This window comes from Cupriavidus sp. FW305-F7 (assembly GCF_058782875.1).
In genome coordinates this window covers 73,872-96,177 of record NZ_JBYSYC010000018.1, presented here as the reverse complement: position 1 = coordinate 96,177, position 22,306 = coordinate 73,872, and the positions used below count along the sequence as shown (strand labels likewise).

Below are 22,306 nucleotides of genomic sequence, written 5' to 3'. Positions count from 1 at the left end.
CGGCCCGGCCACTCCTGGCTCGGCGATTACGCTCGCTCCCGCCGTAGCACCTGGCCGGGCCGCGCGCCGCTGGACTTGCCATCGCGCCACACGACGCTGCCGTTGACAAGCACAGTATCAATGCCTATGGCCGGTGCAATCGGCCTGGAAAATGACGCTCCCTCGCCAACTGTTTCGGGATTGAGAACGGTCAAGTCTGCGAAGGCGCCCTCCCGCACTACCCCACGGTCGGCGAGCCCGAAATTCCTGGCGGTCAGTCCGGTCATCTTATGGATCGCGGTCTCAAGCGAAAACAGGCCCAGGGACCGTCCGTAGTGGCCAAGAACACGTGGGAAGCTTCCCCAAAGACGCGGATGCGGAGAGTCGTCGTGGGGCAAACCGTCCGAGCCGATCATGGTCTGGTCGAAGGCCAGGATGCGCTGCACATCCCGGTCGTCCATCATGTAGTAGATCGCACCGGCGGGGGACAGCCGGTCGACTACCTCTTCCTGTGTGTCACCGAGTTCGGCCATGATGTCGGCCAGATCCTTGCCGGCATACTGTGGCAGGGGCTTTGACCAGGTCACGGTCACCCGGGTCGCATTACGTGCGCGATGCGCGGACAGAATGGTGGACGACGCCGGATAAGGATAGCAGTCGAGGCAAACCTCTTGCTTTTCCATATGTTCAGCAATGAACTTCAGCGTTTCCGCGGAGCGACCATAATTGTTGACGCCGACCAGCTTATGATGCGAGATGACGACCGGTACACCGACTTCGCGACCGATGCGGAAGGTCTCGGTCAGTGATTGAATGATGTGGTCGCCCTCGTTTCGCATATGCGTGCAATAGACTCCGCCGTACTCGCGTAGCGGCTCGCATATTTCAATGACTTCTTCCGTTGGCGCCCCAATCGACGGTTCATAGAACAGCCCCGTTGACACGCCAATCGCGCCGGCGCGCATGGCTTCATCGACCAGCGCGCGCATGGCTGCGATTTCGTCCGGATTTGCCGGCAGGGAAAGATCATTCATCGTCGCGACCCGCAATGTCGTATGGCCGACCAGCATGGCGCAATTCGTTGCCGCGGGCTGGGCGCGCAACGCTTCCAGGTATTCCGCAAAGGCAGCAAACCGAAACCACGCACCGCCATCATCGAGCAGGTTAAGCGGCGGGGTGACCGGATCGGGAATCTGCCGCGGCATCGGCGCCAGCGAAACGCCGCAATTGCCGCCGATCACAGTAGTGATACCCTGGCTGACCTTGGGAGCCATGTCCCCACCAGAGAGCAGCAAGCGGTCGTCATGCGTGTGCGCATCGATAAAACCAGGCGCCACCACAAGGCCAGATGCATCGATTTCCGTGGCTGCGCTGCCCCCCCGCAAATCGCCGATGCGCACAATACGGTCACCTTTGATACCGACCTCGCCTGCATAACGTGGAGCCCCCGTTCCGTCGACAATCGAGGCATTGCGGATCATGACGTCATAACGCTCACTCATCGGGTACTCCCTGGTATCGTGTTCATCAATTGCTCCGGAAGCCGGGCTGTGTGGTGATGCATCGCGTCGCGGGATCGGCGACGCGATCAATGCATGTCAATCGTGCTCGCAGACCATCGGCAATGGCAGTCAGAGCAGAGCGCCACGCGCCGCAATCGGCCATAGCGCTTCGACCCTTCCATCGCGTACGCAGACCAGAGAATCATAAAGATTGACGGTGGGATCGCAGTGGCCGGGAATGAGCATCAGTTTCTCTCCCAGCTCCACTGAAGCGGGACTGGGGGTAGCAATTACGCCATGTTCGTCTGATGCTTTCAGGTATTTCAGATCGCTGCGCTTCCACACTAGTGGCATGCCGGAATCAACACTGGAGGCCTTCAGGCCGGCATCCACGATAGCCCTCTCGCCAGTGGCCCTGCTCATCACCGTCGTCAGGACAAAGAGCGCATGCTCGAAGGGAATGTCGTCCGGCCCACGCGTATTTTCGCCGTAGTCGCGATCCATGAAGACATAGGAGCCACACTGAAGCTCGTTATAGACGCCGGAGTCGCGCTCGAGGAGGAACGTGCCAGTGCCTGCGCCAGCGATAATCTCAACCGGAATGCCACGTGCCTCGATGATTTTCTTTGTCGACAGCGCGAGTTCAGCGGCATCGCGAATTGCGGCAGTACGCTCCTGCGGCGTGCGCAGATGCTGGGCCGGTCCGTGATAGCACTGCAGCCCGGCAAAGCGCAGCGGTGAGGAGACAATCAATTCTGCGAGATGCGCCGCTTCTTCACCTGGAGGGATGCCGCAGCGATGGGCGCCGACGTCGATTTCGATATAGACATCCACGCTCTTCCCGGATGCTTGTGCGGCGGCGGCCAGAGCCTGAATCTGCGAGGCATCATCGACCAGAACCCCAATGCGGGCAGAGCCGGCAAGTTCCATCAGGTGGCGGATTTTCGCTGCACCGACGATCTCGTTGCTGATGAGGATGTCGGTAACGCCGGCCTCGACAAACACGGCAGCCTCGCTGACCTTCTGGCAGCAGATTCCCACAGCGCCCAATGCGATCTGTCGCAAGGCGATCTCCGGACACTTGTGGCTCTTGGCGTGGGCACGCAGACGCACGTTCCGGCCGCGCAATGCGTCAGCCATTCGCTTCAGATTACGCTCGAATGCATCCAGGTCGAGCACGAGCGCGGGTGTATCGATGGCAACGGCAGGGTCGCCGATTTGGGCTGCTTTCCAGGGACTCACGGGGATTTCCTTTAATCGATCTTGGCACCGGAGAATTTCACGATCCTGGCCCACTTGACCGTCTCGCGGCGGGAGAGGTCCAGGAACTCCTCAGGCGTGCTGGGCGCGATTTCCGCCCCCAGCAGCTTGAATCGCTCTCGCACGGCGGGGCTCTCCAGCGCGATGCGAATCTCGCGGTTGAGGCGGGTAACGATGTCTTTAGGCATGTGGGCCGGGCCGACGATGCCTCCCCACGCCGACACCTCGAATCCGGGCACGGATTCGGCGATCGCGGGAACTTCCGGATATCCAGCCAGGCGCTGCGCCGAGGAGACGCCAAGCGCCCGCGCCTTGCCCGCCTTGGCCATCGGTGCGGAAACCGGCGTGTTGATCATCATCAGCTGTATGCCACCGCCGATCAGGTCCGTGACGGCCGAAGTCGCTGCGCGATAGGGCACATGCAGCATGTTAACGCCCGTCATCGCCTTGAAGAGTTCGACGCCCAGATGTGCCGTGGTGCCGTTGCCATCCGATCCAAAGGCCAGCTTGCCCGGATTCTTTTTCGCATAGGCAATCAGCTCGGGAATGGTCCTGACCGGCACACTGTCGTTGACGATCATCATGTTGGACAGGCGCAGCGTGTTGGCGATCAGCGTCAGGTCCTTTTCGACGTCGTACGGCACCGATGGCAGCAGCGACTTGTTGGTCGCCAGCGAGACGATATTGCCGTAAGCCAGCGTGTAGCCGTCGGGCGCGGCCTTTACCACCTCCATGGTGCCGATCACATAGGAACCGCCAGGCTTGTTGTCAATCACGATGGACACGCCCAATTGCTGTGCCAGCTGCGGAGCGAGGGCCCGCATTAACGCATCCGGAGCACCGCCGGGGGCCGACGGCACAATCAGCCTGATCGGTTTGTCCGGATAAGCCGCGAAGGCGGAAACCGGCAACGCTGCACACAGCGCTAACACAAACTTCACCAAAAAACGTCGGGAACTCATTGGACCATCTCCTGTACGTGATTCGCGTTTTCGAGTCATTCCATCAGCAGCACCTGCGCCATCGAAGTTCCATGCTTACGGTTTGTGTTCTAGACAAAATATACAGTTCTGGATAGAATGTCAACCAACGCAGGAAGTAACGGAACAACTCGCGCCAGCCCCCTGCCCCAGAGCAACGCGCGCCCGAAGGCCAATATGGATTCCGGCCTGCAGACCACGCGCTTCACCGTTGCTTCATAAGGTCCCATGTCGCCAGGCTGGTCACTGCGGACACTCATATGACGCCCCAATAGGAAAGAGGCCCTTACGCATGGATCCGGTAATCTTGGTCGTGGCACTGGGAGCCATTGTTGCTGGCTTCGTACAAGGGCTTTCGGGCTTCGCCTTTGGTCTCACTGCAATGTCGTTCTGGGCGTGGTCGCTGGATCCCAGGCTGGCCGCGTCAATGGCGGTTTTTGGGGCGCTAACGGGGCAGATCATTGCCGTGGTAACCATGCGCCGAGGATTCAAGCTGGGCAGGCTATTGCCTTTCCTGATCGGCGGCCTGGCTGGCATACCCGTTGGCGTCGCGATTCTCCCGTCGCTCGACCTTCAACTCTTCAAGGCCTTCCTCGGTACGTTCCTGGTGCTGTGGTGCCCGACGATGCTTGCCGTACGAAACCTGCCGAAGATCACAGCGGGCGGGAGGCTGGCCGACGGGATCGTGGGCGGCATCGGCGGGATCATGGGTGGCATCGGCGGCTTTACCGGCACGATTCCCACACTGTGGTGCTCGTTGCGGGGATTCGACAAGGATGAACAGCGTGCGATCATTCAGAACTTCAATCTCGCCTTGCTGCTTGTGACCATGGCCATCTACGTGGAAAAGGGATTCGTGACACGTGCCATGCTGCCGATGCTCGGAATCGTCGGGCCGGCGATGCTGATTCCCACTATCCTGGGCGCCCGGCTGTATGTTGGGATTTCCGAAGCGACCTTCCGCAAGATTGTATTGAGCCTGCTCGCGGCATCCGGGGTCGCGTTGCTGACATCGTCCGTCCCGCATTTGCTTCAGCGTTTGGCGTAGGGCTTCTGTCGCAGCAACAGCGAGGCCGTCGACGCCACCCCAAAGAATGCTCGCGCAGCGAAAGTTCTTGAGGGCCAGCCTCGGTCGAGTGAGGCGCCTGACGGCTCGGTGCTCCTGCTCGACCGCCGATCAAATTCCGACCGGATAGCCATCCTTGCGGTGATCGCTTGCCGCGACATAGCCGCCATTTTCCAGGCGCAGAGCCGCCTGGGCGCTGCCGAACTCGGTATCAAAGCGTTTGGCAACCGTGATCGGATGCCCGCGCGAGATCAGTCCTTCAATCACCGCTTGCGGCATATTCCATTCGACGGTAACGCCATGATTGTCGTCAAGTACGCGCCAGCGCGGCGCGTCGCTTGCCGCCTGCGGATTCAGCCCGTGATCGACCATGCGGGAGACCATCTGCATATGACCCTGCGCCTGCATGGATCCGCCCATGAGGCCAAAGCTCATCAGCGGCCGGCCGTTTTGCATCAGGAAGCCGGGGATGATGGTGTGGAATGGACGTTTTCCAGGCGCCACCTCGTTGGTATGGCCGTGACGCAAGTTGAAGCCCCAGCCGCGGTTCTGCAAGGCGATGCCGGTATTGGGCACGACCACGCCCGAACCAAAGCCCTTGAAGTTGGATTGAATAAACGAAACCATCATGCCGTTGCGATCCGCCGTGGTCAGGTAGACGGTGCCGCCGCCAAGCGGTTTGCCGGTGCGGGCCGGCGCTGCCCGCTCGGGGTCGATCAACCTGGCGCGTTGTGCCAGATATGCCGGGTTGAGCAGGTCGGCCGCTGTGACTTCCGTCATGTGATCCACATCGCCGACGTATTCATGCAAGTCGGCAAAGGCCAGTTTCATTGCCTCGATCTTCAAGTGCATCGCCAGCGCGCTATCCTGATCCAGGCTCTTCAGATCGAAATGCTCAAGCATGCCCAACGCCATTTGCGCCGCAATGCCTTGACCGTTTGGCCCGATCTCGTACAGTTCAACATCCCGGTAGCGGATGCCGATCGGCTCGACCCAGTCCGCCTTATGCGCGGCGAGGTCGGCTTCAGTGATCGCGCCACCGGTATTGCGCGCATGGTCGACAATCGCACGGGCCAGTTCGCCATGGTAAAAATCGTCGCCCTTGCTGCGCGCGATGCGCTCGAGTGCCTTTGCCTGTCCCGGGCAAATAAAGCGCTCGCCCTGGAGCGGCGCCCGGCCGTTGGGGGCAAACGCTTCGCGGTAGCCCGGCTGATCGATCAGTTCGCCGACCTGTTTTTGCCACTGATTGTGGACATTGTGCGAAACCAGATAACCTTCCCGCGCATAGCGCAGCGCCGGTTCGAACAGGTCTTCGAACGGCAGGCTGCCAAAGCGCTCCCACATGGCGCGCCACGCTGAAACGGTGCCTGGCACGGTTACCGAGTCCCAGCCCCGCTTCGGCATCTCCTTGTATTTTGAAAAATACTCGCGCGTCCATGCGGCCGGTGCCCGGCCCGATCCGTTCAAACCATGCAATGTGTCGCCATCCCAGATCAGTGCAAACGCGTCGCCGCCGATACCGTTGTTGCAAGGCTCGACCACAGCCAGGGCGATTGCCGTGGCAAGCGCCGCATCGGCTGCATTGCCGCCGCGCAGCAGCATCTGCAAGCCGGCCGCGGAGGCAAGCGGCTGCGAGGTCGTCACGACGTTGTCGGCGACCAGCGGCAAACGCTGCGACGTGTACGGGAACGTCCAGAAAGCACCTTGATTCGATTGCATGTTGTCCTGGTGTAAATAGCAGCCCACGCGAAGTCTGGCGGCGGCAAGCCGTTCAGCTAAGCATGGCGGTTGAAAAAAAGTCGGCGCAATTAGGCGCTGTTCTCCGGGCAATTGGCATTGCGGGCGACGCGAAAACGCATCGACCCATATCAATCCACGACGATGTTCTGTCGCTTGGCAAGCGCCCTCCATCGCTCCACGTCCTGCGCGATGGTGGTGGCGAACTGGGCCGGCGTGATGGGCCTGGCTTCGGCGCCCTCTTTCAGGATCGCCGCCTTGATCTCGGGCTTGGACAAGACCGCATTGACGGCGGCGTTCAGTTGGTTGACGATCGCCGGCGGCGTGCCCGCCGGCGCCAGCAGGCCCCACCACAGCTCGAACTCGTAGCCCGGCACCGCGCTGGACATGGGCGTGAGTTCCGGCGCGATCGGGCTCGGCTTGAGGCTGGTGATGCCAATGGCGCGCACCTTGCCGGCGCGGACCATCGGCAGCAGCGACGGGCCGGTGGAGATCAGCAACTGCGTCTGGTTGCCCATCAGGTCGGTCAAGGCGGGGGGCATGCCGCGATACGGGATATGCGTGATGAGCAGGTTGCCGGCCATGGCCTTGAGCAGTTCGGTGCCGAACTGGTTGACGCCGCCCGGCCCGGACGAGGCGTAGTTGTACTTGCCTGGATTGGCGCGGATCGCGGCGATCAGTTCCTGCGGTGTCCTGGCGGGGAATGCATTGTTGACCGCGACGATGAACGGCCCTCGCGCAAACATCGCCACCGGCGCGAAGCTCCTGATTGCATCGAACGGCAGTTTGGCCTGCACCGCGGCATTGGTTGTCATGCTGGACGACACGGCGGCCAGCGTATACCCGTCCGGGGCGGACTTGGCGACGATGCCGGTGCCGGTATTGCCGCTGGCGCCGGGGCGGTTGTCGATGACGACGGCTTGCTTGAGCTCCTCGCCGATCCCCTTGGCGACGATGCGCGCGAAGATGTCGTTGGAGCCGCCCGGCGGATAGGGCACGACGATGGTGATGGGCTTGCCTGGATACCCATCCCGCGCGAAGACCGCGCCGGACACCAGGCAGGCAATCAGCGTGGCGGCGAACGCCACGCTACGGGAAACGGATGCGGATGCTGATTTCAAGATGCCTCCATCGGTGTCCTTGTTTGTCCCACGCGGGGCAGCCTGATCCCGGCAGTGTCAGGCGGGCGGAAATCCAAGGTTCTGGACAATATATTCAATAGTAGATATTTTGTCCAGGCTATGAGAACTACTTTGAGGCAGCATGAAGCGCTGCCCGAGCAACTGAGACGGCAAGGCGACGCCGGCGAGGGAACGCACAACGCACTGTCAGCTTCTTGGGTAGCGAGGCGAAACAGTGGCAAGCCGGACCTGCCGCCCACTGGGGCGGCCGATCGCATGCGTGTGACGACGGCGCGATCCGGTCAGATCAGCCCTTGAGCTGGTCCCGGATCGGCAGCGTGCGGATGCGCGTGCCGGTGGCGGCGAAGATTGCGTTGCACAGCGCCGGCGCAATGGTCGGCGTCGCCGGCTCGCCGACCCCGCCGAGCGGCACGTCGAAGCGGCTCGGCAGCAGGTGCACATGGATCTCCCGCGGTGCGGCTGGCGCGCGCAACACCTCGTACTGGTGGAAATTGTCCTGCTGTGGCCGCCCGTTCCTGAAGGTGATCTCGCCGCTGGTGGCCAGGCTGAGGCCCATGATGCAAGCGCCTTCGACCTGCGAGCGGATGCGATCCGGGTTCACCTGGGGACCGCAGTCGACCGCAACGTCGATGCGCGGTACGCTGATGCTGCCGTCCTGCCCAACCACGACTTCCACCACCGCGGCAACGTAGGTCACGAAGCTGTAGCAGACCGCCAGGCCCAGGCCGCGGCCCGACGGCAGCTTGCGGCCCCAGCCCGCTTCGCGCGTGGCCACTTCGATGGTCTTGCGCAGCCTGCCCGTATCCAGCGGATACTGCTGCGGCGACTCGCCGTAGTTCCAGGTGTCGCCCATCTGGCCAGGGTCGATGCGGCGATCCCGCCCTAGCAGCGCCAGCAGGTAGTCGCGATGATCCTGGCCCGCCGCCGCAGCCAGTTCAGCGGCAAATGACTGCACGGCGAAAGCATGCGGAATATTGGACACGGAGCGGAACCAGCCGATGCGGGTATGCGCCTCCACCTCGGGGTTCTCCACCCGGAGGTCGGGGATGTCGAAGGGCACATTGATCGCGGACATGCCCAGCTCCACCGCCGATTCCGACCTGGCGCCGGCGGTGAACGTAGAGCTGATCGATGACGCCGCGGTCCGGTGCAGCCACGCGAGTGCCTTGCCGTCCGGGCCGAGCATGGCCTCCAGATGCTCCACGGAGACGGTGTGGAAGTAGTCGTGGTGCAGATCGTCGTCCCGCGTCCAGGTCACCTTGACCGGCTTGCCGCCCATTGCCCTGGATAACAGCGCGGCCTCCGCGACAAAATCAGGCTTGGATTTGCGGCCAAAGCCGCCGCCCAGCAGCGTCACGTGGACGGTCACGTTCTCAGGCTTGAGACCGAGAGCCTTGGCCACGGTCTCGCGCGTGGCCTGGGGCGCCTGCACCGGCGCCCACACCTCGCACGACCCGTTGCGCACCTTTGCGGTAGCCACCGGCGGTTCCATCGATGCGTGCGCGATATGCGGCAGGTAGTATTGCGCCGTGATCCGCTTGCCGCTGCCGGCCAGCGCCGCCATCGCGTCGCCCTGGTTTCTCACCACCCGGCCCGACCGGCTGGCCGCCGCCTCCATGCTGGTCCTGAAGGCGGCCGAATCGTAGCCGGCATTGGGGCCGTCCTCCCACTGGATCTTCAGCGCCTCGCGGCCCTTGATGGCGGCCCAGGTATTGGTGGCAATCACCGCCACCCCGCCCAGCGGATTGAACAGGGCCGGCGCCGGGCTGCCGGCAAGCGGCACGACCTTGACCACGCCCGGCACCTTTTCGGCCTGCGCCGCGTCGAAGCTGGCCACCTTGCCGCCAAAGACCGGAGGACGGGCGATCACGGCGTAGAGCAGGCCGTCCATGCGCACGTCGATGCCATACTGCGCACGGCCGGTGGCGATATTGCGGCCATCGATATTGCGTGTGCTGTCCTTGCCGATATAGCGGAAGGCGGCGGGATCCTTGAGCTTGAGACTCGCGGCCGGGGGCACGGGCAGGCGGGCCGCGTCGCGCGCCAGCGCGCCGTAGCCCAGCTTCCTGCCGCTCGCGGCATGCACCACCTCATGGTTGCGCGCCTGCACTTCGCTCACCGGCACGCCCCAGCGCGCGGCGGCGGCGGCTTCCAGCATCTGCCGCGCACTGGCGCCGACGCGCCGCATCGGCTCGAAGAAATGCCGGATGCTGCGTGAGCCGTCGGTATTCTGGTTGCCATAGCGCGTTTCGTCGCCCGGGGCCTGCACCACCGCCACGCGGGCCCAGTCGGCTTCCAGCTCGTCGGCCACCACCATTGGCAGGCTGGTGCGCACGCCCTGCCCCATCTCGGAGCGATGGCACACGACCGTGACGCGACCGTCCTCGCCGATCTGCACGAAGACCAGCGGATCGTCCACCGCGCCGCCGGGCATCGCGTCACGGCCGTACTTCTTGACCTCGTGCGCCAGCACGACGCCGTCCATGCCGACCGTCAGTGCCAGTCCTGTCATCGCGCCCATACCCTTGAGCCAGCGGCGCCGACCTGCCGATGCGGGCTCGCCATTGGCGGCGTCCTGCGCCGTTGCCAGTTCAATACCGCTCATCCCGCGCATTTGTGCCGGTTTCATTTGGCGCCCCCCTTGCCTGCCACGTTCGATTTCGCCACATGCTGGATGGCGGCGCGGATGCGCGTGTAGGTGCCGCAGCGGCAGATATTGCCGCTCATGGCGCCGTCGATATCGGCTTCGCTGGGATGCGGGTTGGCCTTCAGCAGCGCCGTGGCGGACATCAGCTGGCCGGCCTGGCAGTAGCCGCACTGGGCCACGCCGAACTGCTCCCACGCTGCTTGCAGCGCCTGCCCGACCTTATCGGCCGCCAGGCCCTCGATGGTGGTCAGCTTCCTGCCAGCCGCCGCGGAAACGGGCGTGACACAGGAGCGGATCGGCTGCCCGTCCAGGTGCATGGTGCAGGCGCCGCACAACGCCATGCCGCAACCGAACTTGGTACCGGTCATCCCTAGGTGGTCGCGCACCGCCCACAGCAGCGGCGCATCGTCGGGCAAATCGATCTTCTGGGGCTTACCGTTGATGGTGATTGTTCTCATGTCTTCTTGCAGGGCGTGCCAGTGGGAACGGACGGCCTTTACAAGGCCGCACGCGGCGAATGCAACGGAGATTCTGGTGCGCGCACGGCGCCCCCGGAATGAGAGTTTTGGGAATTCACAATTCCAGGCGTCGGAATTCCTCTTTTGCCCGGAAGACGGCCGGCGCGGCAGCGATGCCGCGATGGCAAGCGCGCCGCCTACGCTCCGCCGGACGCTCTGCGCCTGCCACCCTGTCCGCTGCCGGGGAACAGGTCGGGATCGGTGAAATACGCAACCAGTGCATCGAACACCAGCCGCACGCGCTTGGGTACCGGCGCCCGCCGCGGACGGAATACGTAGAGGCCCCATGGCTGCGGCGTGTGCTTTTCCAGCACGCTGACAAGCTGGCCAGTGCGGAGGTACGCGCCTGCAAGGTAGTCCGGCAGCTGGCCATAACCGAGGCCGGACAGCACTGCGCCGAGCTCCGTTTGCGGGTCGTCCGTGAGGAACGCCGGGGCGCGGGGAATGAACTGCTCGTCCTGCGCGAAGTACCAGGGCCAGGGTCGGCGGGTGCTGCCGGCCACCAGGCCGGTGGTCGGCAGCCTATGGAGATCGGCGGGGACCGAAGGGCTGCCGGCGCGCGCCACCAGCTCTGGCGTCGCTACCACATGGAACGAAATCCGCCCGGTCATGCGGGCGACGAAGCGTTGGTCGCGAAACATGCCGAGACGCACGCCGATGTCGATTTCCTCGTCCACCACGTCGGCAACCTGGTCCGACAGCCGCAGGTCGAGCATCAGGCCCGGATGGTCGAGCGCAATCTGCCGCAGGGCCGGCAGCAGGTGTTCGCGGCCAAGCGTATACGGGGCCGTGATTCGCACGGCGCCCCTCAGCTCAGTCGCGGCGCGGGCCGAAGGCTGGGCGAACAGGCCGTCAACATCGCTCAATGCCTGACGTGCGCGTTCGGCCAGCCGCTCTCCCGCGGCGGTGATTCGCACACTACGCGTATTGCGGTGGAACAGGGGCTCCCCCACCAGGTCTTCCAGCTCCTTCACCGCGCGCGTGACGGTCTGGGGCGAGGTGCTCAGACGAGCTGCAGCCGCCTTGAAGGAAGGCGCTTCCGCGGTCACGCAGAAAATCCTGAGCATTTCGAGTCGATTCAGCATGCACCCTCGGCGATCCCGGCCGGCAACTTCGCGTCCCGGCTGGCGCGCATATTCCAAATCGTGGAGTATAAGTGCGGACGATGCGATGCTTCACCGGCGCGAGTTGGCACCCGGCGATGCGATAGCGGCGCAAGGATGCCACGCCGCGGGCCAATCGACCCGCTACATGCCGGCGCCTGAACTGCCGGGCCCGGACTGGATCGCGGCCAGTTTGACGTACAACGTACTCCGCGAAATTCCCAGTGTCCGGGCGGCCATGGACATATTGCCGTGGGAATTCGCGATCGCATCGAGTATCGCTTGTCTTTCCACTTCCTCAAGGCGACCGCGCGGAACAGGCAGTGACGTCGAGGTGGATATGGAAACTGAGTCCTTTGGCATCTGCGCGATGCCCGGGGGCAACAGAGGAGTATCGATGATGTGGCCTTCGCTGAGCGCGAACATCACCTCGAAGACATTGTGCAGTTCACGTATGTTGCCCGGCCAGCGATAGCGCAGCAGCGCCTGCCACACGGCGGGCTCGAGCTGCTTGGGCGCACAGCCATACTTGCGCGCCAGTTTGCCGTTGAGATGCGCAATGATTGCCTCGATATCGCCGGGCCGGTCGCGCAGCGGCGGTAGCAGCAGGCTGACGACGCAGAGGCGGTGGTACAGGTCTTCGCGAAAGTGCCCGGCTGCGATCTCCTTCTGCAGGTCACGGTTGGTGGCTGCGACGACGCGCACCGCGACGCGCCGCTCGCGGGTATCGCCCAGGCGGACCACAACGCCGTCCTGCAGCACGCGCAACAGGTGGGGCTGCATGTCCAGCGGCATCTCGCCAACCTCGTCCAGGAACAACGTACCGCCGTCGGCCTGCTCGAACTTGCCCGGAAGGCCACCACGGCGGGCGCCTGTAAAAGCGCCGTCGGTATAGCCGAAGAGTTCGCTGGCCAGCAGCTCACGGGTAAAAGCGCCGCAGTTGACGGCAACGAACGGACCGTCGGGGCGGTTACCCGCCCGATGAAGCGCCCGGGCAAAGAGTTCCTTCCCGGATCCGGTTTCGCCAAGCAGCAGTACCGGCAGATCGAGTGGTGCGATACGTCGCGCGCGCGCCTTGGTCGCCACCAGGACCTCGCTTGACCCGACGATCTCGCCAAACGCATCGTTGGCTGCCATCGGTGCCGTAGCCGTCGGCAACGATACCGCGCCCTGATGCTGGCGCGCCTCGAGTGGGATCACCAGCATCGTACCCAGCATGCCGTCATGGTCCTTCACCGGGTGCAGCCATTCGGGGCGCAGCCATTGCGGGCGTTGGCAGCTCCGGTCGATATCGGGCAGTGCAAGGTTGAGTCCAGGTACCTGGGCGCCAGCTTCCAGGGGCAGCCGCACGTCATGGCTCTCGCGCGCCGCCTGCGCATTGCCGTTGGTACGGACAACGCGCCCACGGCTGTCTACGAGCACCACAAAGTCGCTGGCGTAGCGGATGAAATGATCGATCGATCGGGTCAGCAGCCGCTCGTGCATGGCAACGCTGCGGCGGGCCAGCTCGCATTCGATCTGCCTGGCGGCGGCCACCACCAGGCCCAGGGTGTGGCCATGGAAGGTTTCCTTGACGCCGGAGACATCCACCACGCCCAGCAGGGTGCCGCCAAAGGGGTCGAGAATGGGCGCCGCGGCGCAGGTCCAGTTCTTGACGTCCACACAGAAATGCTCGTTGGCATGGATCTGAACCGCAGCGGCGGTGGCGATCGCGGTGCCGATGGCATTAGTGCCGATCACGTCCTCATTCCAGCAGCCGCCGGCTGCCAGGTTGATCCTCTCGCCAACGCTGCGGGCCCGGGTCTCACCGTTGAGCAGCAGAATGGTGCCGCCCGGATCGCAGAGCATGATGAGGGTACCGCATTCGCGCAGGATCTCGCGCAGGCTCTCGAGTGCCGGCCTGGCGGCATCGCACAGGTCCCGGCTCTGGCGCTGCAACTGGCGCACATGCTCGGCGCCAGCCCCCGGTGCGGAGTGCTTGGCCGGATCAACGGCCTCGGACCGACACCGCTGCCACGATGCGAGGACAACGCTTCGCACCCCCTTCGCTTCCACGGGCTGGTCCTGCAGAAAACGCTCCCAGGCCGACGCCACGACCAGTTCGTCGCCGATGCGGGGGATCAGGGCGCTGCAATGTAGAGACGGCATGGAACGATCACTATCAATTGACTGCAGTAACCGTATGCCCGCGCTATCCCCAAGTCAACAACCTCTTTGAAATCAACAGTTTGTGCTCTGCAGCAAATCAATCGGAGGTGTCCGGTTTCCGGTCAACGCCGCTTCAGGTGTCCGGAAACCGGACAATGCCAACCGTCCGCCCGCGACAGGTCCGGTTTCGTTAGCCGTAGCCGTAGCCGTAGCCGTAGCCGCCACGAAGGTAGCGGCCGTCTGATCGTTGGCCGATGTGCCGGAATCCATGCATGTCGCACGAGCACGGCTCAGGAAGAGGATTGCGTTGAATTCGCGAACGTCCCGCACTCGAATCCGAAGCGGGAATCGGCTCGCACCACCGGCACACTGCGCGCGTCCGCGAGCCGCCTGATGGCCTTGCGGCAGGCAGCCAGCATATCGCTTGCCCAGGACTTCCAGAGGTCGATCTGATCGCTGCGGCTCTCGCCATACAAGCACCACATGCAGAAGTGCTCACAGTTGTTGGAAATCAGGCGATAGCGATCCTCGCCGAGGCGCGAGTAGGCGCGCCGGACGGCTTCCACACCAGCGAACCTGGCACCGGGGCTTTGCCGGACCCGCACCGGATGCCCGTTCGCGAATTCCTCGAGCGTGACCTCGTGCACCGGGGCCGGACGCAGCGACCGCGACAGACCCGCGTAATGCACGACCTTGCCGGCGCCCGCATAGACGCCATGATGCGTGTACCCAAATCGATCGGTGACGAGATGGGCGCCGGGAGCCAGGTCGGTGTCGGCAACCGCTTCGACCAGCAGGCGCCTTGTCATCATTGAATTCTTCATGGACTTCACCACGTTTCGCTGCCATTCGCAGGAAACCAGCGCACAGGTCGTGCCAGCGCTGTGTCCGGGCACAGGGAAGTCAAAGACCATCGCTGCGGCGACAGGCAAGCGGCCCATCCCCACGCCCGGCGCCATCCGCGCAGGGCAACAGCGCATGCCCCCGGCCGCTAAAGCCTGGGCTCGCCGCAAGACAACCGCATCGAATCGCTGGCCAGAAGATGTCCGGTTCCCGGACACCACTGTGCAGGGGCGTCGTGAATCCGGACAGCGACGGCAGGCACCCCTGCTACCACCGGAGTGGCCGGGGAATGCCCGCAACGTGTTGATTCCATTGCATACCGGCGCTGCGCGTCTGTGCCAGCCAGCGCTTGGCACAGGCCTTGCCATGGTTGGGTCGTGGGGAACTCCCACCATGACTACACCAACGACAGGAGGCAGTATGCAACCGCAGTCCACCGTACAGGTGATGGGCATCGATGCTGGCGGCACGATGACCGACACATTCTTTGTGCGCTCCGATGGCCGCTTCGTGGTCGGCAAGGCGCAGAGCAATCCCGGCGACGAATCCCTTGCCATCTTCAACTCTTCCGAAGACGCCCTTGCCCACTGGGACCGGACCGTGGACGATGTCTATCCGGAACTGGTGACTTGCGTCTACTCCGGAACGGCCATGCTCAATCGCATTCTCATGCGCAAGGGCCTTGCCGTTGGCCTCATCTGCAACCGCGGCTTCGAGCAGATCCATTCGATGGGCCGCGCGCTGCAGAGCTATCTGGGCTATGCCCTGGAGGACCGCATTCACCTGAACACGCACCGCTACGACGAGCCTCTTGTGCCCGTCTCGCGCACGCGCGGCGTCACCGAACGTACCGACGTGCAGGGAAAGGTGGTCATCCCCCTGCGTGAAGACGAGGTCCGCCAGGCTACCCGGGAACTGGTGGAGGCCGGCTCGCAAGCCATCGTCATTTGCCTGCTGCAATCCCACAAGAACGAATCGAGCGAGCAGCGCGCCCGGGATGCGGTAAGGGACGAGCTGCAAAAACTGAAGGTGGATATCCCCGTCTTCGCCTCGGTGGACTACTACCCGTCGCGCAAGGAAAGCCACCGCATGAATACCACCATCCTCGAGGCCTATGGCGCCGAACCCTCGCGCCAGACCTTGAAGAAGGTGAGCGACCGGTTCAAGAAGCATGGCGCCAGGTTCGACCTGCGGGTGATGGCCACGCACGGCGGCACCATCAGCTGGAAGGCCAAGGAGCTCGCGCGCACGATCGTCTCCGGTCCCATCGGCGGCGTCATTGGCTCCAAGCTGCTGGGCGAATACCTGGGGGACGAGAACATCGCCTGCTCCGACATCGGCGGCACCAGCTTCGACGTGGCCCTGATCACCAAGGGCAATTTCGCCATCAAGTCCGACCCCGACATGGCCCGCCTGGTCCTCTCGCTGCCCCTGGTGGCGATGGACTCGGTCGGTGCCGGCGCCGGCAGCTTCGTGCGCCTGGACCCCTACAGCAAGTCGATCAAGCTCGGCCCCGACAGCGCCGGCTACCGCGTCGGCACCTGCTGGCCGGAAAGCGGCCTCGACACGGTGTCGGTCTCCGACTGCCACGTCGTGCTCGGCTACCTGAACCCGGAGAACTTCCTGGGCGGTGCCATCAAGCTCGACGTGCAGCGCGCGCGCGACCACATCAAGGCCCAGATCGCCGACCCGCTCGGCCTGTCGGTCGAGGATGCAGCCGCCGGCGTCATCGAACTGCTCGATCTCACGCTCTCCGAGTACCTGCGCGCCAACATCAGTGCCAAGGGCTACAACCCGGCGGAATTCACCTGCTTCTCCTACGGCGGCGCCGGCCCGGTGCACACCTACGGCTACACCGGGGGCGTCGGCTTCAAGGACGTCGTCGTGCCGGCCTGGGCGGCCGGCTTCTCGGCCTTCGGCTGCGCCTGCGCCGACTTCGAGTACCGCTACGACAAGTCAGTGGACCTTGGTGTCGCCCAGCACGCCCCCGACGCCGACAAGGAAGCCGCCTGCAAGAGCCTGCAGGAAGCCTGGTCTGAACTGGCAGTCAAGGTCATCGAGGAATTCGTCCTCAACGGCTACAAGCCCGAGGACGTGCTGCTGATCCCCGGCTACAAGATGCAGTACATGGGCCAGCTCAACGACCTCGAAATCGTCTCGCCGGTGACCCGCGCCGCCACCGCCGCGGACTGGGACCAGATCGTCGAGGCCTTCGAGAACACCTACGGCCGCGTCTACGCGAGCTCCGCCCGCTCGCCGGAACTGGGCTTTTCGATCACCGGCGCCATCCTGCGCGGCACCGTCGTAACCCAGAAGCCGGTGCTGCCGGAAGACCCGGATGCCGGCCCGACGCCGCCCAGGGAAGCCTATCTCGGCACTCGTCCCTTCTACCGCCACAAGAAGTGGGTGGATGCCGCGCTCTGGAAGATGGAAGCCCTCAAGGCCGGCAATCACATCGTGGGTCCCGCCATCATCGAATCCGACGCCACGACCTTCGTCGTGCCAGACGGCTTCGAAACCACGATCGACAAGCACCGCCTGTTCCATCTCAAGGAAGTGAAGTAAGGAGACCCGCCATGAACATGATGAGTAATAAAGAAGTCGGCTTCGCCGACCTGCTGCAGAACGGCCAGACGCTCAAGCAGCACCGCGACGGCATCATCGAGCGCACCAAGGCCACGGGCCACTACAACGGCCTCGAGAAGCTGGAATTCCGTGACGGCGACCCGATCGGCTACGAGAAGCTGTTCTCCAAGCTGCGCGGCGGCCTGGTGCATGCCCGCGAGACTGCCAAGAAGATCGCCGCCAGCCCCATCGTCGAGCAGGAAGGCGAACTCTGCTTCACGCTCTACAACGCCGCCGGCGACTGCGTCCTGACTTCGACCGGGATCATCATCCACGTCGGCACCATGGGCGCGGCGATCAAGTACATGATCGAGAACAACTGGGAAGCCAACCCCTGCATCAACCCTGGCGACATGTTCACGACCAATGACTGCGCCATCGGCAACGTCCACCCCTGCGACATCGCCACCATCGTCCCGATTTTCTGGAAGGGCCGGCTGATCGGCTGGGTGGGCGGCGTCACCCACGTCATCGACACCGGCTCGGTGACGCCGGGCTCAATGTCCACCGGACAGACCCAGCGCTTCGGCGACGGCTACATGATCACCTGCCGCAAAACCGGCGTGAACGACGAGCCGCTGCGCGACTGGCTGCACGAGTCCCAGCGCTCGGTGCGCACGCCCAAGTACTGGATCCTCGACGAAAAGACCCGCATCGCCGGCTGCCACATGATCCGCGAACTGGTGGAGGAGGTGATTCGTGCCGACGGCATCGAGGCTTACGAGAAATTCACCTACGAGGTCATCGAAGAAGGCCGCCGCGGACTGCAGAGCCGTATCAAGGCCATGACCCTGCCGGGCAAGTACCGCAAGGTCTCCTTTGTCGACGTGCCCTACAAGCATGACGACGTGCAGGTCTCCAACGCCTTCGCCAAGCTCGACTCCATCATGCACTCGCCGGTGGAGATGACCATCAAGCCGGACGGCAAGTGGCGCCTCGACTTCGAAGGCGCGAGCCGCTGGGGCTGGCATACATTCAACGCCCATCAGGTGGCATTTACTTCCGGCATCTGGGTGATGATGTGCCAGACCCTGGTGCCCACCCAGCGCATCAACGACGGTGCCTACTTTGCCACCGAGTTCCGCCTGCCAAAGGGCACCTGGTGCAACCCGGATGACCGCCGCACCGGCCACGCCTACGCCTGGCACTTCCTGGTCTCCGGCTGGGCGGCCCTGTGGCGCGGTCTTTCCCAGTCCTATTTCAGCCGCGGCTATCTGGAAGAGGTCAACGCCGGTAATGCCAACACCTCCAACTGGCTGCAAGGTGGCGGCATCAACCAGGACGGCGAGATCCACGCGGTCAACAGCTTCGAGGCCAGCTCCTGCGGCACCGGTGCCTGCGCGGTCAAGGATGGCCTCAACCATGCCGCCGCGATCTGGAACCCGGAAGGCGACATGGGCGACATTGAGATCTGGGAGATGGCCGAGCCACTGCTCTACCTTGGCCGGAACGTCAAGGCCAACTCCGGCGGGTATGGCAAGTACCGTGGCGGTTGCGGCTTCGAGACGCTGCGCATGGTGTGGAACGCCCAGGACTGGACCATGTTCTTCATGGGCAACGGCTTCATGAACAGCGACTGGGGCATGATGGGCGGCTATCCCTCAGCCACCGGCTACCGCTTCGAGGCACACAAGACAGGGCTGGACAAGCGCATCGCCATCGGCGACTCCTTGCCTCTGGGCGGCGACATCGATCCGGGCAACCCCGACTACGAGCGCCACATCGATGCCACTGCCGTGGTCAAGCGTGACAAGCAGTGCATCACCACCGAGGACTGCTACGCCAACCACGACCTGTACCTCAACTATCTGCGCGGGGGCCCGGGCTTCGGTGACCCGATCGACCGGGATCCGAAGGCCATCGAAACGGACCTCAACCAGAAGTTCCTGCTCCCGGAATATGCGCAGAAGGTCTATGGCGCCGTCTTCACCCAGGACGCCAAGGGCGTATTCACGGTAGATGCAGGCAAAACCCAGGCTCGCCGTGCCGAGATCCGCAAGGAACGCCTGGCCCGGTCCCTGCCCACCCGCGAATGGATGAAGGAAGAGCGCGAACGCATCCTCAACAAGCACGCATCCGTCCAGGTGCAACACATGTTCGCCACCAGCTTCGCACTGTCGGAGAAGTTCACTCGGGAATTCAAGGCATTCTGGAACCTCCCCGCGGACTGGCAGTTGCTGGAGGAAGACCTGGGCGTGCCGTCCTACGGTTCCAAGCACCGCATGGACCTCTCCCTGCTGCCCGACGTCACCACCGTCGTCCAGGTCGAAGAGTAATCACCGTATCAAGGAGCTGAACAATGTCTGCCTACACCAATGAACAGGTTGCCCACCTCGTCGAAGGCTCCCTGGACTGGGAAACCACCTTCCGCATGCTCTCGATGCCCAAGGATGACAGCCGCTTCGAGCAATACCTGGCGGCCCTGCAGGCCAAGGTGAGCTTTCCGGACCGCATCGTGCTTCCGCTCGGCCCGCATATGCACATTGTGCAATCGGCCAGCAACATGAAGTGGCTGGTCAAGTGCGATTGCGGCCATGAGTTCTGCGATTACCGCGAGAACTGGAAGCTGCATGCCTCGATCTACGTGCGCGACACCGAGGAGGCAATGACCGAGGTCTATCCCAGGCTCATGGCCCCCGACACCCAGTGGCAGGTCTATCGTGAGTACTACTGCCCGGCGTGCGGCACCATGCACGACGTCGAAGCACCCACCCCGTGGTATCCGGTGATCCATGACTTCGAGCCGGACATCGAGGCCTTCTATAAGGAATGGGTGCACCTGACGGTTCCGGAGCGCGCCCCAGACTGATCGCAGCGTGAAGAGCGGGGGCAGGCGCTGCCTGCCCCCCGCAGACACCGGTTAAGAAGGGAGGCAGCATGAACCCCAACCTTGCGCAAATGCTCGTCCGCACGGCCCGCGCCTATCCCGATCAGGCAGCGCTCTATCTCGGCACCGAGCGGCTATGTACCTTCGAGCAACTCGCCGACCGCGTGGCACGCTGCGCCTGCGGCCTGCGTGACTGGCTCGGCCTGCAGGCCGGGGACCGGGTCGCGTTGGTCATGAAGAATTGCCCGCAGTACGTCGAGCTTTTGTATGGCATCTGGCATGCCGGCCTGTGTGCCGTGCCGATCAACGCCAGGCTGCATCCGCGCGAAATCGAGGGCATCCTGCACGACAGCGGCGCCCGCGTCAGCTTCGCCGCCGATGCCGAAGCAGTGTCTGGCGCCCGGACCATCGTGGTCGGTTCCACCGACTACCATGCCCTGTTTGCGGCACACGGCATGCCGGTCACCGATGTGTCCGAAGACGCCCTCGCCTGGCTGTTCTATACCAGCGGCACGACCGGCAAGCCCAAAGGGGTCATGCTCTCGCACCGCAATCTAGGCGCCATGTCCCACGCCTATGCCAGCGCGGTCACCCGCATCCTTCCAGGCGACAGCCTGATTCACGCGGCGCCAATGTCCCATGGGTCGGGACTCTACGTGGTCCCCCACATGGCCGAAGGTGCGAGTCAGGTGGTCCCACCTTCAGGCGGCTTCGACGCCGGCGAACTGGCGGGCCTCGTCGCCGCACACCAGCGCCCGAGCGTCTTCGCTGCGCCGACCATGCTCAACCGCCTGGTCGAATACGCACGCCGGACCCGGGCCGACGTCTCCAATCTCAAGGTCGTAGTCTGTGGCGGTGCGCCCCTCTATGTGGAGGACGAGATCGCCGCAGTCGAATGCCTGGGCCCCCGCATCGCGCAAATCTACGGCCAGGGCGAAAGTCCGATGACCATCACCGCCCAGTCGTCCCACGAAATCGGCCGCGCCTACGCCGTCGGCGACCTCAAGGCGCTGGCTTCGGTCGGGCATGCCCTGCCCGGCGTGGAGATTCGCATCGCCGATGCCGGGGACCGTGCGCTCCCGGTGGGGGAAGTCGGTGAAGTCCTGGTGCGCGGGCCCACCGTGATGCAAGGCTATTGGAACAACCCGGAGGCCAGTGTGGCGACGCTGCGCAATGGCTGGCTGCATACCGGCGATGTCGGGTGCGTGGACGAGCAGGGGCAGCTCACGCTGAAGGACCGCAGCAAGGACACGATTATCAGCGGTGGCTCCAATATCTACCCGCGCGAGGTGGAGGACGCCCTGCTCGCCCATGCCGCGGTGGCTGAAGTCTCCGTGCTCGGCCGCAGGCATCCCGTCTGGGGAGAGGAAGTGGTAGCCGTCGTCGTGCTGAAGGCCGGGATGCGGATGACCCAGTCCGAACTGGATCAGTGGTGCCTGCGCCGGATCGCCAGATTCAAGCGGCCGAAAGCCTATCTGTTCGTCAATGCGTTGCCGAAGAACAGCAACGGCAAGGTACTCAAGACCGCGCTACGGGAGCTGTTGGCCCAAGGTGGCGAACAGGCGAATGCCAGGACGTGGCGCTGGCAGCTTGCGTAGGCCGAGACTTACAACTCTGTCATCAAGCAGCAATGCATCGGTTGGCATCGGATACATAGACTGCTTTGCACGGCGCGACGATCCGCGCGCCGCGCAAGTCAACAGGAGAGTGTCATGATGCCTACCCGCCGAATCCTCATTGCCGCCGTGTTACTCACGGTACTGGGCTCCGCAGCGCCCTTTGCCTCAGCGGCTGTCGATCCCGCCAACGATGCCAACGGGACCACCGCCGACCAGGTCCACCGCCAGCGCGACCCCTTCACGGACGGCGCCAACAACAGCGCGCGCGATCCCTACCTCGATGGCGCCCACCTGCCTGCGCAGACCTGAA

The 22,306-nt window shown here is 63.9% G+C and carries 16 protein-coding genes; 6 read left to right on the top strand and 10 right to left on the bottom strand.

Going from position 1 to position 22,306, the window contains the following annotated elements; translation table 11 throughout:
- Window positions 1–26: 26 nt before the first annotated feature.
- The 3 genes from AC3WL8_RS18380 to AC3WL8_RS18370 all read right to left on the bottom strand — a co-directional run bounded on the left by AC3WL8_RS18380 (window position 27) and on the right by AC3WL8_RS18370 (window position 3,703).
- Window positions 27–1,481 carry an N-acyl-D-amino-acid deacylase family protein gene (locus AC3WL8_RS18380; protein ID WP_153954042.1) on the bottom strand — a complete coding sequence of 485 codons (1,455 nt, stop codon included), beginning with the start codon at window positions 1,479–1,481 and terminating at the stop codon, window positions 27–29.
- Window positions 1,482–1,610: 129 nt separating this feature from the next.
- Window positions 1,611–2,723 (bottom strand): DSD1 family PLP-dependent enzyme, encoded by a 1,113-nt coding sequence (locus tag AC3WL8_RS18375; RefSeq protein WP_211981358.1) that lies wholly within the window; start codon window positions 2,721–2,723, stop codon window positions 1,611–1,613.
- Between the two features lie 11 nt (window positions 2,724–2,734).
- On the bottom strand, window positions 2,735–3,703 hold the full coding sequence (locus AC3WL8_RS18370) for a Bug family tripartite tricarboxylate transporter substrate binding protein (RefSeq protein ID WP_153954041.1): 969 nt from the start codon (window positions 3,701–3,703) through the stop codon (window positions 2,735–2,737).
- 310 nt (window positions 3,704–4,013) lie between these two features.
- On the opposite strand from AC3WL8_RS18370, the gene AC3WL8_RS18365 reads away from it, so the two are divergent.
- The gene (locus AC3WL8_RS18365; RefSeq protein WP_153954040.1) at window positions 4,014–4,769 is read left to right on the top strand and encodes a sulfite exporter TauE/SafE family protein; all 756 of its coding nucleotides are present in this window, start codon (window positions 4,014–4,016) and stop codon (window positions 4,767–4,769) included.
- Window positions 4,770–4,898: 129 nt separating this feature from the next.
- Here AC3WL8_RS18365 and ggt read toward each other — a convergent pair whose 3' ends face one another.
- From ggt to AC3WL8_RS18330, 7 genes are all read right to left on the bottom strand, one after another.
- Entirely contained in the window at window positions 4,899–6,506 is a 1,608-nt protein-coding gene (ggt, locus tag AC3WL8_RS18360) for a gamma-glutamyltransferase (protein WP_211982173.1), read from the bottom strand.
- A gap of 149 nt (window positions 6,507–6,655) precedes the next feature.
- On the bottom strand, window positions 6,656–7,648 hold the full coding sequence (locus AC3WL8_RS18355; protein ID WP_371827411.1) for a tripartite tricarboxylate transporter substrate binding protein: 993 nt from the start codon (window positions 7,646–7,648) through the stop codon (window positions 6,656–6,658).
- Between the two features lie 304 nt (window positions 7,649–7,952).
- A complete protein-coding gene (locus AC3WL8_RS18350) occupies window positions 7,953–10,271 on the bottom strand; it encodes a xanthine dehydrogenase family protein molybdopterin-binding subunit (protein ID WP_211982177.1) in 2,319 nt (772 codons plus the stop codon).
- 20 nt (window positions 10,272–10,291) lie between these two features.
- Window positions 10,292–10,771, bottom strand: coding sequence for a (2Fe-2S)-binding protein (locus AC3WL8_RS18345; RefSeq protein WP_115213844.1), 480 nt, complete (start codon window positions 10,769–10,771; stop codon window positions 10,292–10,294).
- 197 nt (window positions 10,772–10,968) lie between these two features.
- Complete coding sequence (locus AC3WL8_RS18340) at window positions 10,969–11,916, bottom strand: LysR family transcriptional regulator (protein ID WP_153954037.1); 948 nt, start codon at window positions 11,914–11,916, stop codon at window positions 10,969–10,971.
- A 162-nt stretch (window positions 11,917–12,078) separates the two neighbouring features.
- Window positions 12,079–14,028: a sigma-54-dependent Fis family transcriptional regulator gene (locus tag AC3WL8_RS18335; RefSeq protein WP_249221285.1), complete on the bottom strand. Its 1,950-nt coding sequence runs from the start codon at window positions 14,026–14,028 to the stop codon at window positions 12,079–12,081.
- Window positions 14,029–14,372: 344 nt separating this feature from the next.
- Window positions 14,373–14,906 (bottom strand): lecithin retinol acyltransferase family protein, encoded by a 534-nt coding sequence (locus AC3WL8_RS18330; protein WP_492378522.1) that lies wholly within the window; start codon window positions 14,904–14,906, stop codon window positions 14,373–14,375.
- Between the two features lie 439 nt (window positions 14,907–15,345).
- Between AC3WL8_RS18330 and AC3WL8_RS18325 the strand changes: the two genes are divergently transcribed.
- The 5 genes from AC3WL8_RS18325 (at window position 15,346) to AC3WL8_RS18305 (ending at window position 22,305) form a co-directional block, all read left to right on the top strand.
- Window positions 15,346–17,490 carry a hydantoinase/oxoprolinase family protein gene (locus tag AC3WL8_RS18325; protein WP_153954035.1) on the top strand — a complete coding sequence of 715 codons (2,145 nt, stop codon included), beginning with the start codon at window positions 15,346–15,348 and terminating at the stop codon, window positions 17,488–17,490.
- Window positions 17,491–17,501: 11 nt separating this feature from the next.
- Complete coding sequence (locus AC3WL8_RS18320; protein WP_153954034.1) at window positions 17,502–19,826, top strand: hydantoinase B/oxoprolinase family protein; 2,325 nt, start codon at window positions 17,502–17,504, stop codon at window positions 19,824–19,826.
- Window positions 19,827–19,849: 23 nt separating this feature from the next.
- A complete protein-coding gene (locus AC3WL8_RS18315) occupies window positions 19,850–20,359 on the top strand; it encodes an acetone carboxylase subunit gamma (RefSeq protein WP_153954033.1) in 510 nt (169 codons plus the stop codon).
- 68 nt (window positions 20,360–20,427) lie between these two features.
- Entirely contained in the window at window positions 20,428–21,975 is a 1,548-nt protein-coding gene (locus AC3WL8_RS18310) for a class I adenylate-forming enzyme family protein (protein WP_492378521.1), read from the top strand.
- Window positions 21,976–22,089: 114 nt separating this feature from the next.
- Window positions 22,090–22,305: a hypothetical protein gene (locus AC3WL8_RS18305; protein WP_153954031.1), complete on the top strand. Its 216-nt coding sequence runs from the start codon at window positions 22,090–22,092 to the stop codon at window positions 22,303–22,305.
- The last annotated feature ends 1 nt before the right edge of the window (window position 22,306 follow it).